The organism is Pseudomonas sp. (assembly GCF_041601375.1).
GTDB lineage: Bacteria > Pseudomonadota > Gammaproteobacteria > Pseudomonadales > Pseudomonadaceae > Aquipseudomonas.
The window spans coordinates 1-13175 of record NZ_JBFIIG010000115.1 but is presented as its reverse complement, the minus strand read 5'-3'; the positions used below and the strand labels follow the sequence as shown (position 1 = coordinate 13175).

Below are 13175 nucleotides of genomic sequence, written 5' to 3'. Positions count from 1 at the left end.
CTGCCAGGCCTTCATGCTCACCGGCGACGCCAGCAACGCCGACCCGGTGTGCAGCAAGTCGGCGCACCACGGCATCATCCTCGCCGCCCGCGAAGAGGCCGAGCAGGCGCCGGGGGCGCTGGAGAGCCTGGTGTTCCGCAACGAAAAGGCCTCCAAGATCATATGCAAGGTCTAGAGACCGAACAAGCCGATGGCATCTGGAGCGCCGCTCAGGCCGCCGCCGCCAGTGGCGACTTCGCCGAACTGCACGCCGCCCATGGTGGCCTGCTATGGGTGGCTTTCGACCCGCAGCAGGCGCGCTGCGGCCTGTTCTTCTGGCGTGACGAGGAACTGCGCGAGCTGACCCCGGCGGGTTTCTCGGTGCGCAGCCGGGTCTACGAATACGGCGGCGGCGCCAGCTGCGCCACCGACCAGGGCGCGGCCTTCGTCAACGAGGCCGACCAGCAGGTCTACCTGTTGGCCTGTGGCAGCGGCCTTGGCTGCGAGTCCCCGGCCGCCCCGCGACAACTGACCGTGCGCCCAGATTGCCGTTACGGTGGCCTGTCCTTCGTCCCGGCCTGGCAGGCACTGCTGGCCGTGGAGGAAAGCCACGAAGCGGCCGGCGTGATCCATCGCCTGGTGTGCATCGGCCTGGAGGGCAGTCGTCGAGTGCTGGTCGAAGGCGCCGACTTCTATGCCGACCCGGTTGCCAGTGCGGACGGTCGCCAGTTGGCCTGGATCGAGTGGGACAAGCCCTTTCAGCCCTGGGTCGCCACCCGCCTGTGCCTGCGCGAGGACGCGGGGGGAAGGCGGGTTCTGGCCGGTGCCGACCACGACCAGTCGCTGCAGCAGCCGCGCTTCGCCGCCGATGACAGGCTCTGGGTGCTCTCCGACCGCCACGGCTGGTGGCAGCCGCTGTGCGCCACCGATGTTTCCGGGGTACCCGCAGGTGTGCATGGCCTAGGCGGCCCCGCGTCACCCTACGATCATGCGCCGGCGCCCTGGCAGCTGGGCGGCTGCAGCTACCTGCCACTGGAGGCGGGCGCCATGCTGCTGAGTCGCTTCGAGCAGGGCTTCGGTGTGCTGCTCGACGTGGACGGGCTGGGGCGCGAACGGCGTCTGGCGCCGGACTTCAGTCGTTTTCGCGCACTGGCGGCGGATGCCGGCCACTATTACTGCGTCGCCGGGGCACCGGATCGCCTGCCGGCGATCCTGGCCATCGCCCGCGACAGCGGCTCGGCGCGCATCCTCGCTGGCGGCGAGCGGCCACTGCCGGCGCGGCACCTGCCCAGGCCGCAACCCTTCAGTTGCCCGGTCGCTGAGGACGAACGCAGCCAGGGTTTCTTCTATGCGCCTGCCGGTCAAACCGAGAAACCGCCGCTGCTGGTGTTCCTGCATGGCGGACCCACCGCGGCCTGTTATCCGGTGTTCGATCCGCGCATCCCGTTCTGGACGTTGCGCGGCTACGCCGTGCTCGACCTCAACTACCGCGGCAGCAGCGGCTACGGCCGCGCCTATCGCCTGCGTCTGGCGGGGGAGTGGGGGCATATCGAGGTGGCGGATGCCCAGGCCGCGGTGGCGCAGCTGGCGGCCAGCGGCCTGATCGACCCGGGACGGGCGTTTATCCGCGGCGCCAGCGCCGGCGGCTACACGGCGTTATGCGCCCTGGCCTTCAGTCGGGTGTTTCGCGGCGGCGCCAGCCTCTATGGAGTCAGCGATCCGCTGGCCCTGCGCCAGGCGACGCACAAGTTCGAGGCCGACTACCTGGACTGGTTGATTGGTGATCCAGAGGCGGATGCCGCACGCTATCGGGCACGCACGCCTCTGTTGCATGCCGACCGGATCGCGGTGCCGGTGATCTTCTTCCAGGGCGGCCTGGATGCGGTGGTGCTGCCGACGCAGACCGAGCAAATGGTCGCCGCGCTACGGCGGCGTGGTGTGCCGGTGGACTACCACCTGTATCCCGAAGAGCGTCACGGTTTTCGCCAAGCGAAGAACCTTGCCCATGCCCTGGAGCATGAATGGCGCTTCTATTGTGCGCTGCTGAACAACTCGTAGTCGAAGGCAACGAGGGTCCTTTCTACTAGCATATCCGTCTGGCATACATCGCTACGCCTGCGGCATTGCATTGGCAGGTGAATGCAGTACGCTGGCCGGTAGTCAGAACAACAAGCAGTAGGCCGTGGCATGAGCGCCGATATCAGTCTTCATCGTAAATTCGTTTCGCCGGAAATCGTCTTTGGTGCGGGTTGTCGGCATAGCGTGGGCAACTACGCCAGTAACTTCGGCGCGCGCAAGGTGTTGTTGGTGTCGGACCCGGGGGTGGAGGCTGCCGGTTGGGTGGCCGACGTGCAAGCCAGTCTGCTGCTTCAGGGCATCGAACACTGCCTGTACACCCAGGTATCACCGAACCCGCGCAGTGAGGAGGTGATGCTCGGCGCCGAGCTCTACTGCAGCCAGGGTTGCAACGTGATAGTGGCGGTGGGCGGCGGCAGCCCGATGGACTGTGCCAAGGGCATCGGCATCGCCGTGGCCCATGGCCGCCATATCATCGAATTCCAGGGCGTGGATACCCTGCGCGTACCGAGTCCGCCGCTGATCCTGATTCCAACCACTGCCGGTACTTCGGCGGATGTGTCGCAGTTCGTGATCATCTCCAATCAGGACGAGCGGATGAAGTTCTCCATCGTCAGCAAAGGGGCGGTGCCCGACGTCTCGCTGATCGACCCGGAAACCACCCTGAGCATGGACCCGTTCCTCTCCGCCTGCACCGGTATCGATGCGCTGGTGCACGCCATCGAGGCCTTCGTCTCCACCGGTTCTGGGCCCCTGACCGACTCCCATGCCCTGGAGGCGATGCGCCTGATCAACGGCAACCTGGTGGCGATGATCGCCAGCCCCGATGACATCGCCCTGCGCGAGAAGATCATGCTCGGCAGCATGCAGGCCGGCCTGGCGTTTTCCAATGCCATCCTCGGTGCGGTGCACGCGATGTCGCACAGCCTCGGCGGCTTTCTCGACCTGCCGCACGGCCTGTGCAATGCGGTGCTGATCGAGCATGTGGTGGCGTTCAACTACAAGGCCGCGCCGGAACGCTTCAAAATGGTGGCCGAAACCCTCGGCATCGACACCCGCGGCCTCAATCACCCGCAGATCCGCCAGCGCCTGGTCGAGCACCTGATCCAGTTCAAACGGGCAGTCGGCTTTCATGAAACCTTGGGGTTGCACGGGGTGGGTTGTTCCGACATCCCATTCCTGTCGCGCAATGCCATGCAGGATCCGTGCATCCTCACCAACCCGAGGGATTCGACCCAGCGCGATGTCGAGGTCGTCTATGCCGACGCCCTCTGACCAGCAACGCCAGGCGCTTACCGAGCTGCTCGGGCTGGGCAGTCATTCGGTGCGCAAGAGCCATTACCCGGAACTGCTGGCGCGCCTGGAAGACCTGGAAGCCGAGCGCAATCGCTACAAGTGGTTGTTCGAGCACGCAGTGCACGGCATCTTCCAGGCCAGCCTGCAGGAGGGCTTGCGCGCGGCCAATCCGGCCCTGGCGCGGATGCTCGGTTATGACGACCCGCAGGAAGTGCTGTGGTCGCTGACCGATCTGGCCCATTATCTGTTCGTCGGTGGCCGTGAGGAGTTGCAGCATATTGGCCAGGAGCTGGAGCGTGCGCCCGGCTTGTTCGGCTACGAAACCCAGCTGCGGCGCAAGGACGGCAGCAGCGTCGATGTCTTGATGAACCTGCTGCGGAAGCCGGGCGAGCACGGCCTCATCGAGGGGTTCGTCGCCGACATCACCGAACGCAAACAGGCGCAGCGGCACCTGCAACTGCTCAATGACGAGCTGGAGCTGCGGGTCAAGGCTCGCACCGCCGAGTTGCAGGAGGCCAACCGCAATCTGCTGCTGCAGATCGTCGAGCGCAAGCGCATCGAGCAGGCGTTGCGAGAGGCGCGCGATGCCGCGCAAGCCGCCAACCACAGCAAAGACAAGTATTTGGCAACGGCCAGCCATGACCTGTTGCAGCCACTCAACGCAGCGCGTCTGCTGATCTCCACCCTGCGCGAGCGCAGCTTGCCGGCGGCCGAGCACAATCTGGTCGAACGCAGCCATCAGGCCCTGGAGGGGGCCGAGGATCTGCTCACCGACCTGCTGGAGATCTCCAAGCTCGATCAGGCGGCGATCAAGCCGGATATAGACGCGTACCGTCTGCAGGACCTGTTGGAGCCCCTGGCTTCGGAGTTCCAGTCGGTGGCCGCTGCCGAAGGCTTGCAGCTGAAGACGCGGATTGCCGACTATACGATCAGCACGGACTTTCGCCTGTTGACGCGCATCCTGCGCAATTTCCTGAGCAACGCCTGTCGCTACACCGAGCAGGGGCGCATCCTCTTGGGCGCGCGTAAACGCGGCGCGTTCCTCGACCTGCAGGTGTGGGACACCGGTCGCGGTATATCCGCGGATCAGCTGGAAAACATCTTCCTGGAATTCAATCAGCTGAATATCGGTCGCGCCGCGGAGCGCAGGGGCGTTGGCCTGGGCCTGGCGATCGTCGAGCGGATCGCACGCATGCTGGATTACCCGATCGAGGTGCGCTCGCAACCCGGGCGCGGCTCGCTGTTCGCCATTCGGGTGCCGCTGGCGCCGCGGCTTGTTAACGCTGCAACCAATACTTCATCGGTTCAGTCATCGGTTGGTGATCCGCTGCCGGGGCGGCGCCTGTTGGTGCTGGATAACGAGTTGAGCATCCTGCATAGCATGGCGGCCCTGCTCGAACAGTGGGGCTGCAAGGTGGTCACCGCGGTCGATCAGGAGGCCGCCGTGCAAGCGCTTGACGGGCAGGCCCCGGATTTGATCCTGGCAGATTTTCATCTCGATCATGAGGTGCTGGGTTGCGATGTGGTGGCGTATTTGCGTCGGCACTTCGACTCGCCGCTCCCGGCGGTGATGATCACCGCGGATCGCAGCGACCAGTGCCGTCGCGCGCTGCAGCGCATGGGCATGCCGTTACTCAATAAACCGGTCAAGCCTGGCAAGTTGCGCGCGGTCATCAGTCAGCTGCTGCGCGAGTCCATATGCCAAGTATGATGGTCATATGTGCGCTGCCAGACAGTCGCTTGGATTTTATTGACTATGCTGTGGTGGAACCCCTGCAGCCGTTCAGGCCTAGGGGCATGGTCCTTCAAGGAGATACCCCCTATGTACAATCACTCGTTCTTCCGGCGTATGGCTGCCATGTTGGCGGTGTTCCACGTGTTGATGATTGTCCAGATCCCCCTGGCTAATGCGGCCATGATCGGCACCGGTGAGGTGTTGGCCGAGCAACAGCAGCAGGTCGATCGCCAGCAATTGCTGAGCATGCTCGATGAACAGGATGTTCAGGAAAAGTTGCTGGGTATGGGAGTTGACCGCTCCCAGGTTGAAGATCGTATCAACAGCCTGACCAATGCCGAGTTGGCGCAGTTCAATCAGCAGCTGTCGGAAGCGCCGGCGGGCTCTGGTGTTCTCGGGGTGGTCGTGCTGTTTCTGGTGATATTCATCGTCACCGATCTGCTCTGTGCGACCAATATCTTCAATTTCGTCAAATGCATAAATCGTTGATTGGCTGGAACCTGCTTCCACTCGTACTGATTGGGTTGCTTGCCGCCTGCGCGAAGTCTCCGCTGTTGCCACCGGAGACTTCCCGTTTGCCTGAGCGGGTAGAACTGAGCGATGTACCGTTTTTTCCACAGAGCGCCTATCAATGCGGGCCGGCGGCGCTGGCGACCATGCTCAACCAGCGCGGCGTCGTGACCAGCCCCGGCCTGCTCAAGGACAGGGTGTTCATTCCTGCACGTGAAGGCAGCCTGCAGGTAGAGATGGTAGCGACCGCGCGGGCTCACGATATGCTGGTCTACCCGCTGCAACCGCGTCTGGAGGCGCTGCTTGCCGAAGTGGCGGCGGGAAATCCGGTGTTGGTCTTGCAAAACCTGGCCTTCGATTGGTACCCACGTTGGCACTTTGCTGTGGTGGTTGGTTATGACCAGCGTGAGCGGACCTTGATTTTGCGTTCGGGCACCACGCGGCGCTGGCTGACCAGCTTCAACAGTTTCGACCGGACCTGGGCGCGGGGAGGGCGTTGGGCCGTCTTGACCTTGCCGGCAGATACGCTGCCGGCGCAGGTCGAATTGCGCCCCTGGCTCAAGGCCGCCAGCGATCTGGAGGAAACCGGGCGGGTCGCTGCGGCGCAGCGTGCCTATCGCACCGCCACTCGGCAGTGGCCGGACGAGTCGCTGGTTTGGTTTGCCTTGGCCAACAGCCGCTATGCCGGTGGCGATGCGCAGGGGGCAGAAACGGCGTTACGTAAAAGCCTGGCGCAGCAGCCGGACTTCGCCGCCGGCTGGTTCAACCTGTCGCAGGTGTTGGCCGATCGCGGTTGCCAGCAGGCCGCCGAACAGTCGAGGCTCTGTGCCCAGCGGCTGGCTCCGGATGATCGGCGATTTGGCGCAGGCGTGAAGCACGCGGCCGGCGGAGCGGCGCAACAGTGCCTGCCTCCTCCTGCCTGCCCGCAGAACTGAACGGGCTGAAAAACCGACGGCGCCAGTAGGCGCCGTTGGTTTGTCCGAGCGAGTGGCTAGAATCCGAGCCTGTCGCGCAAGCTGTAGTACCAGGCGCCCATTGCTGTGAAGGGGATGCGCAACAGTTCGCCACCCGGGAAGGGGTAGTGCGGCAGTTCGGCGAAGGCGTCGAAGCGTTCGGCCTGGCCGCGCAGGGCCTCGGCCAGCACCTTGCCGGCCAGGTGGGTGTAGGTCACGCCATGGCCGCTGCAGCCTTGCGAGTAGTAGATATTGTCGCCGAGGCGGCCGACCTGGGGGAGGCGCGACAGGGTCAGCAGGAAGTTGCCGGTCCAGGCGTAATCGATCTTCACGTCCTTCAGTTGCGGGAAGGTCTTGAGCATGTTCGGGCGGATGATCGCCTCGATATTGGCCGGATCGCGCGCGCCATAGACCACGCCGCCACCGAAGATCAGGCGCTTGTCACCGCTCAGGCGGTAGTAGTCGAGCAGGTAGTTGCAGTCTTCGACGCAGTAGTCCTGGGGCAGCAGGCTCTTCGCCAGTTCATCGGACAAGGGTTCGGTGGTGATCACCTGGGTGCCGCAAGGCATCGACTTGGCCGACAGTTCGGGGATCAGATTACCCAGGTAGGCGTTGCCCGCCACTACCACGAACTTGGCCTTGATTCGGCCGTTGGGGGTATGCACCACCGGGTTGGCGCCGCGCTCGATGCGAATGGCCGGGGATTGTTCGTAAATCACCCCGCCGAGGGATTCAACGGCAGCCGCCTCACCAAGCGCCAGATTGAGCGGGTGGATATGGCCGCCACTCATGTCGAGCATGCCGCCGATATAGTTGTCGGTCGCCACCACTTCGCGGATGCGTTTGGCGTCCAGCAGTTCCAGTTGGGTATGGCCGTAGCGTTCCCACAATTTCTTCTGTGCTTCCAGGTGGCCCATCTGCTTGGGCGTGATCGCGGCGAACACGCCGCCATCCTTCAGGTCGCATTGAATGTCGTACTTGGCCACCCGCTCGCGGATGATTCGCCCGCCTTCGAAGGCCATCTGGCCGAGCAGTTGCGCATGCTTGGGGCCGACGGTGCGCTCTATGCTGTCGATGTCGCGGCTGTAACTGTTGACGATTTGACCGCCGTTACGGCCCGAGGCACCGAAACCGACTTTGGCAGCCTCGACAATGCTCACCTTGAAGCCGCTTTCCAGCAGGGCTATGGCCGTGGACAAGCCGGTGTAGCCCGCACCGATAATGCAGACGTCGGTTTCCACTTCGCCATGCAGTTCCGGGCGTGGCGGAGCCGAGTTGGCTGAAGCGGCATAGTAGGATTGTGGATAAGCCGTGTGCGCCATATTGCAACCTATGTTCTTTATTTTTTACGGATGCGCTGATGCTACCCGAGTTGAAAATGCCCGGCTAGTGCCCGTGCGAAATATTAAACGCTGCTCCGAACAGTAAAAAATTCATTTATTCAGGCAGTTAGAGAAAAAAGTGTTGACTCTTTTTAGCGCCCCCGTAGAATGCGCACCCATCGGAGGCACATAGCTCAGTTGGTTAGAGCACCACCTTGACATGGTGGGGGTCGTTGGTTCGAATCCAATTGTGCCTACCAATTCGATAAAAAGGGTCGCCCAGGCGACCCTTTTTTATTGGGCGGCTTGCCAGGGCTCAGGCTTTCTGGAAGCATCCTGCCGTTGCTTGATACGTATAAAACCTCCAGTGACCCCGGTTCGGTTTTGGTTGGCTTAACAGGCTCCTGCCGCCGTATGGCAGGCATACCGTCGAATCGCTTACTGGCTCATCCCAACCCATGTGGCCTTTGGTAGAGGTCACCACTAGGAGAGGAGGCGCCATGCCCATCATTACTCTTCCCGACGGCAGTCAGCGTTCGTTCGATCACCCGGTATCCGTACTCGAGGTGGCCCAATCCATTGGCGCCGGCCTGGCCAAGGCGACGGTGGCCGGCAAGGTCAATGGCAAGCTGGTCGATGCCTGCGATCTGATCGATGGCGACGCGACCCTGCAGATCATTACGCCGAAAGACCAGGAGGGGCTGGAGATCATTCGCCACTCCTGTGCGCATTTGGTCGGTCATGCGGTCAAGCAGCTGTTTCCGAGCGCCAAGATGGTGATCGGTCCGGTCATTGAAGAAGGTTTCTACTACGATATTGCCAGCGAGCGTCCGTTTACCCTGGATGACGTGGCCGCGATCGAACAGCGCATGCAGCAGCTGATCGAAAAAGACTACGACGTGATCAAGAAGGTGACCCCGCGGGCCGAGGTGATCGAAGTGTTCGCCTCCCGTGGCGAGGACTACAAGCTGCGTCTGGTCGAAGACATGCCGGACGAGCAGGCCATGGGCCTGTACTACCACGAAGAATACGTCGACATGTGCCGTGGTCCGCACGTGCCGAACACGCGCTTCCTCAAGGCGTTCAAGTTGACCAAGTTGTCCGGCGCCTACTGGCGCGGCGATGCCAAGAACGAGCAGTTGCAGCGAGTCTATGGCACCGCCTGGGCCGACAAGAAGCAGCTGGCGGCTTATATCCAGCGTATCGAAGAGGCCGAGAAGCGCGATCACCGCAAGATCGGCAAGCGCCTGAACCTGTTCCACACCCAGGAAGAAGCGCCGGGCATGGTGTTCTGGCATCCCAATGGCTGGACCCTGTACCAGGTGCTCGAGCAGTACATGCGCAAAGTGCAGCATGAACATGGTTACCTGGAAATCAAGACGCCGCAGGTGGTCGACCGCTCGCTGTGGGAGAAATCCGGGCATTGGGCCAACTACGCCGAGAACATGTTCACCACCGAGTCGGAAAGCCGCGACTACGCGATCAAGCCGATGAACTGCCCCTGCCACGTGCAGGTGTTCAATCAGGGCTTGAAGAGCTACCGCGAGCTGCCGATGCGTCTGGCCGAGTTCGGCGCCTGCCACCGCAACGAGCCGTCCGGCGCCCTGCACGGCATCATGCGTGTGCGTGGCTTTACCCAGGATGACGCGCACATCTTCTGCACCGAAGAGCAGATGCAGGCCGAGTCGGCGGATTTCATCAGGCTGACCCTGGCGGTCTATGCCGATTTCGGCTTTACCGACATCCAGCTCAAGCTCTCGACCCGCCCGGAAAAGCGCGTGGGTTCCGATGAGTTGTGGGACCGTGCCGAAGCGGCGCTGGCCTCGGCGCTGGACAGTGCGGGTCTGCCTTACGATTTGCAGCCGGGAGAGGGCGCCTTTTACGGGCCGAAGATCGAATTCTCGCTGAAGGATTGTCTGGGGCGCGTCTGGCAGTGTGGTACCCTGCAGCTCGATTTCAATCTGCCTGTGCGTTTGAGCGCCGAATACGTCAGCGAGGACAACAGCCGTAAGCATCCGGTGATGTTGCACCGCGCCATTCTCGGTTCCTTCGAGCGCTTTATCGGGATTTTGATCGAGCACTATGAAGGTGCGTTCCCGGCTTGGTTGGCGCCGACTCAGGCTGTGGTGTTGAATATCACCGACAAGCAGGCTGAATTTGCCTTGGAAGTGGAAAAAACACTCGGTCAGAGCGGTTTTCGTGCCAAGTCTGACTTGAGAAACGAAAAAATTGGCTTTAAAATCCGCGAGCATACTTTGCTCAAGGTTCCCTATCTCTTGGTTATCGGAGATCGGGAAGTAGAGATGCAAACTGTCGCCGTGCGTACCCGTGAAGGTGCTGATCTGGGCTCGATGCCCATCGCTCAATTCGCTGAATTCCTCGCGCAGGCGGTTTCCCGGCGTGGTCGCCAAGATGTGGAGTAATCATTATTAAGCGTGAAATGAGACAAGATAAACGAGCTGCCCCGAAAGCCCCGATCAACGAGAATATCTCGGCACGCGAGGTTCGGTTAATTGGCGCTGAAGGCGAGCAAATTGGCATCGTCTCGATTGATGAAGCGCTTAGAATCGCCGAAGAATCCAAGCTGGATCTGGTGGAAATTTCTGCTGATGCGATCCCTCCGGTTTGCCGAGTCATGGACTACGGCAAGTCGATCTTCGAAAAGAAGAAGCAGATCGCCGCGGCGAAGAAAAACCAGAAGCAGGTCCAGGTTAAAGAAATCAAGTTTCGTCCAGGGACGGAGGAAGGGGATTACCAGGTAAAACTGCGCAACCTGGTACGTTTCCTGAGTGAAGGGGACAGGGCCAAGGTATCCTTGCGATTCCGTGGCCGTGAGATGGCGCATCAGGAGCTGGGAATGGAGCTGTTGAAGCGGGTTGAGGCTGACCTGCTTGAATATGGCTCGGTTGAACAGCATCCAAAGATGGAAGGACGCCAGCTGATAATGGTCATCGCCCCCAAAAAGAAGAAGTAACCACCAGGGCACGGCAGGCCTTGCGGTTATGTTTATCAACTGAATGCGGAGTACCGAACATGCCAAAGATGAAAACCAAGAGTGGTGCAGCCAAGCGTTTTCTTAAAACCGCTAACGGCTTCAAGCACAAGCACGCTTTCAAGAGCCACATCCTGACCAAGATGTCCACTAAGCGTAAGCGTCAACTGCGCGGTAGCACCATGGTGCATCCGTCCGACGTGGCAAAAGTGGCGCGCATGCTGCGCGTTCGTTAATCGGTCAAGATAGAGGAAATTACTCATGGCTCGTGTTAAGCGCGGCGTTATCGCTCGCAAGCGTCACAAAAAGATTCTGAAACTCGCTAAAGGCTACTACGGTGCGCGTTCGCGCGTATTCCGCGTCGCCAAGCAGGCAGTGATCAAGGCAGGCCAGTACGCCTACCGCGACCGCCGCCAGAAGAAGCGTCAGTTCCGCGCCCTGTGGATCGCTCGTATCAATGCTGGTGCTCGTGTTAACGGTCTGTCCTACAGCCGTTTCATCGCCGGCCTGAAAAAGGCGTGCATCGAGATCGACCGTAAGGTTTTGGCCGATCTGGCAGTGAACGAAAAAGCGGCGTTTGCTGCGATTGTCGAGAAAGCGAAAGCCACCCTGGCTTAAGTCCCCGACAATCACCGGGTTCGCCCGGTGCTAAACGTCACCAATAGGGGAAGAGCCTTTAAGCTCTTCCCCTATTTCGTATCTGGAGTCTGTAAATGGAAAATCTGGATGTGCTGGTCTCGCAAGCGCTCGAGGCCGTTAGCCACACCGACGATGTGAATGCCCTCGAGCAGTTGCGCGTTCACTATCTGGGCAAGAAAGGCGAGCTGACTCAGGTGATGAAGACCCTGGGCAAGCTGTCGGCTGAAGAGCGTCCGCAAGCCGGTGCCTTGATCAATGCCGCCAAGGACCAGGTTCAGGAAGCCCTGAACAGCCGCAAGGCGACCCTTGAGCAGGCGGCGCTGAGTGTCAAGTTGGCGGCCGAGCGCATCGACGTGACCCTGCCGGGCCGTGGCCAGACCTCCGGCGGCCTGCATCCGGTGACCCGAACCCTGGAGCGAGTCGAGCAGTTTTTCACCCGGATTGGCTACGGCATCGCCGAAGGCCCCGAAGTGGAAAACGACTACCACAACTTTGAGGCGCTCAATATCCCCGGCCACCACCCGGCGCGGGCGATGCATGACACCTTCTATTTCAACGCGAACATGTTGCTGCGCACCCACACCTCGCCGGTTCAGGTGCGCACCATGGAATCGCAGCAGCCGCCGATCCGCATCGTCTGCCCCGGCCGCGTCTATCGCTGCGACTCCGATATCACCCACTCGCCGATGTTCCACCAGGTCGAAGGCCTGCTGGTCGACGAGAACGTGAGTTTTGCCGATCTCAAGGGCACCATCGAAGAATTTCTCCGGGTGTTTTTCGAGAAGCCCCTGGGTGTGCGTTTCCGCCCGTCCTTCTTCCCCTTCACCGAGCCCTCGGCTGAAGTCGATATGCAGTGCGTGATGTGCAGCGGCAAGGGTTGCCGGGTGTGCAAGCAGACCGGTTGGCTGGAAGTGATGGGCTGCGGCATGGTCCATCCGGACGTGCTACGCATGTCCGGCATCGACCCCGAGAAGTATTCCGGCTTTGCCTTCGGTATGGGCGTCGAACGTCTGGCGATGCTGCGTTACGGCGTCAACGACTTGCGTCTGTTCTTCGATAACGACCTGCGATTCCTGGCGCAATTTCGCTAGGAGCGCATGACCGTAACCGATCAGTTTTAGGAGAGCAGGATGAAGTTCAGTGAACAGTGGCTGCGTACCTGGGTAAGCCCGCAGGTTTCCCGTGACGAGCTGGTGGCGCGCCTGTCCATGGCGGGCCTTGAAGTGGATAGCGTGACCCCGGCTGCCGGGGTATTCAGTGGCGTGGTAGTGGGCGAGGTGCTCAGTGCCGAGCAGCACCCGGATGCCGACAAGCTGCGGGTGTGTCAGGTCAGCAATGGCGCGGAGGCCTTTCAGGTGGTGTGCGGCGCGCCGAATGTGCGCCCCGGCCTGAAGATTCCCTTTGCCATGCTCGGCGCCGAGTTGCCGGGCGACTTCAAGATCAAGAAAGCCAAGCTGCGCGGCGTCGAGTCCAACGGCATGCTCTGCTCGGCCTCCGAGCTGCAGATCAGCGAAGAGAACGACGGCCTGATGGAGCTGCCTGCCGATGCGCCGGTGGGCCAGGATATCCGGGCTTATCTCGATCTGGATGATGCCAGCATCGAAGTCGACCTGACGCCGAACCGCGGCGACTGCCTGTCCCTGGCCGGCCTGGCTCGTGAAGTCGGCGCCCTG

12 protein-coding genes, 1 tRNA gene and 1 pseudogene are annotated in these 13175 nt (G+C 61.5%); 13 read left to right on the top strand and 1 reads right to left on the bottom strand.

The features are described 5' to 3' along the window. From ABZE94_RS14755 to ABZE94_RS14730, 6 genes and pseudogenes are all read left to right on the top strand, one after another. Positions 1–175: pseudogene (locus tag ABZE94_RS14755) on the top strand (pyrroloquinoline quinone biosynthesis protein PqqE); the annotation flags it as partial. Beyond that, positions 163–2037, top strand: a complete 1875-nt coding sequence (locus tag ABZE94_RS14750; protein WP_372876259.1) for a prolyl oligopeptidase family serine peptidase — start codon at positions 163–165, stop codon at positions 2035–2037. The pseudogene ABZE94_RS14755 and the gene ABZE94_RS14750, both read left to right, overlap by 13 nt. Before the next feature lie 129 nt (positions 2038–2166). Then, entirely contained in the window at positions 2167–3330 is a 1164-nt protein-coding gene (gene ercA, locus ABZE94_RS14745) for an alcohol dehydrogenase-like regulatory protein ErcA (RefSeq protein ID WP_372876258.1), read from the top strand. After that, entirely contained in the window at positions 3314–5062 is a 1749-nt protein-coding gene (locus ABZE94_RS14740; protein WP_372876257.1) for a NahK/ErcS family hybrid sensor histidine kinase/response regulator, read from the top strand. The genes ercA and ABZE94_RS14740 overlap by 17 nt, the downstream gene beginning before the upstream one ends. A gap of 111 nt (positions 5063–5173) precedes the next feature. Further along, complete coding sequence (locus ABZE94_RS14735; RefSeq protein WP_372876256.1) at positions 5174–5575, top strand: PA2779 family protein; 402 nt, start codon at positions 5174–5176, stop codon at positions 5573–5575. Then, positions 5560–6531 (top strand): PA2778 family cysteine peptidase, encoded by a 972-nt coding sequence (locus tag ABZE94_RS14730; protein WP_372876255.1) that lies wholly within the window; start codon positions 5560–5562, stop codon positions 6529–6531. Before ABZE94_RS14735 ends, ABZE94_RS14730 begins: the two co-directional genes overlap by 16 nt. Positions 6532–6587: 56 nt before the next feature. On the opposite strand, the gene ABZE94_RS14725 is transcribed toward ABZE94_RS14730, so the two are convergent. Beyond that, entirely contained in the window at positions 6588–7871 is a 1284-nt protein-coding gene (locus tag ABZE94_RS14725; RefSeq protein ID WP_372876254.1) for an NAD(P)/FAD-dependent oxidoreductase, read from the bottom strand. Between the two features lie 183 nt (positions 7872–8054). Here ABZE94_RS14725 and ABZE94_RS14720 point away from each other — a divergent pair. The 7 genes from ABZE94_RS14720 to ytpR form a co-directional block, all read left to right on the top strand. Next, positions 8055–8131, top strand: a tRNA-Val gene (locus ABZE94_RS14720). Between the two features lie 240 nt (positions 8132–8371). Continuing rightward, complete coding sequence (gene thrS / locus ABZE94_RS14715) at positions 8372–10294, top strand: threonine--tRNA ligase (protein WP_372876253.1); 1923 nt, start codon at positions 8372–8374, stop codon at positions 10292–10294. Continuing rightward, positions 10294–10845, top strand: coding sequence for a translation initiation factor IF-3 (gene infC, locus ABZE94_RS14710; RefSeq protein ID WP_170862287.1), 552 nt, complete (start codon positions 10294–10296; stop codon positions 10843–10845). The genes thrS and infC overlap by 1 nt, the downstream gene beginning before the upstream one ends. Positions 10846–10904: 59 nt before the next feature. Next, positions 10905–11099: a 50S ribosomal protein L35 gene (gene rpmI, locus ABZE94_RS14705; RefSeq protein ID WP_079202156.1), complete on the top strand. Its 195-nt coding sequence runs from the start codon at positions 10905–10907 to the stop codon at positions 11097–11099. 25 nt (positions 11100–11124) lie between these two features. Beyond that, positions 11125–11481, top strand: a complete 357-nt coding sequence (gene rplT / locus ABZE94_RS14700; RefSeq protein WP_372876252.1) for a 50S ribosomal protein L20 — start codon at positions 11125–11127, stop codon at positions 11479–11481. 95 nt (positions 11482–11576) lie between these two features. After that, on the top strand, positions 11577–12593 hold the full coding sequence (gene pheS / locus ABZE94_RS14695; RefSeq protein WP_372876251.1) for a phenylalanine--tRNA ligase subunit alpha: 1017 nt from the start codon (positions 11577–11579) through the stop codon (positions 12591–12593). Between the two features lie 39 nt (positions 12594–12632). Then, on the top strand, positions 12633–13175 hold a 543-nt coding region (ytpR, locus tag ABZE94_RS14690), incomplete at its 3' end, for a YtpR family tRNA-binding protein (RefSeq protein ID WP_372876250.1).

Coding starts and splice junctions, on each gene's coding strand:
- ABZE94_RS14750 (WP_372876259.1), top strand. CDS start 163: ATGCAAGGTCTAGAGACCGAACAAGCCGATGGCATCTGGAGCGCCGCT.
- ercA (WP_372876258.1), top strand. CDS start 2,167: ATGAGCGCCGATATCAGTCTTCATCGTAAATTCGTTTCGCCGGAAATC.
- ABZE94_RS14740 (WP_372876257.1), top strand. CDS start 3,314: ATGCCGACGCCCTCTGACCAGCAACGCCAGGCGCTTACCGAGCTGCTC.
- ABZE94_RS14735 (WP_372876256.1), top strand. CDS start 5,174: ATGTACAATCACTCGTTCTTCCGGCGTATGGCTGCCATGTTGGCGGTG.
- ABZE94_RS14730 (WP_372876255.1), top strand. CDS start 5,560: ATGCATAAATCGTTGATTGGCTGGAACCTGCTTCCACTCGTACTGATT.
- ABZE94_RS14725 (WP_372876254.1), bottom strand. CDS start 7,871: ATGGCGCACACGGCTTATCCACAATCCTACTATGCCGCTTCAGCCAAC.
- thrS (WP_372876253.1), top strand. CDS start 8,372: ATGCCCATCATTACTCTTCCCGACGGCAGTCAGCGTTCGTTCGATCAC.
- rpmI (WP_079202156.1), top strand. CDS start 10,905: ATGCCAAAGATGAAAACCAAGAGTGGTGCAGCCAAGCGTTTTCTTAAA.
- rplT (WP_372876252.1), top strand. CDS start 11,125: ATGGCTCGTGTTAAGCGCGGCGTTATCGCTCGCAAGCGTCACAAAAAG.
- pheS (WP_372876251.1), top strand. CDS start 11,577: ATGGAAAATCTGGATGTGCTGGTCTCGCAAGCGCTCGAGGCCGTTAGC.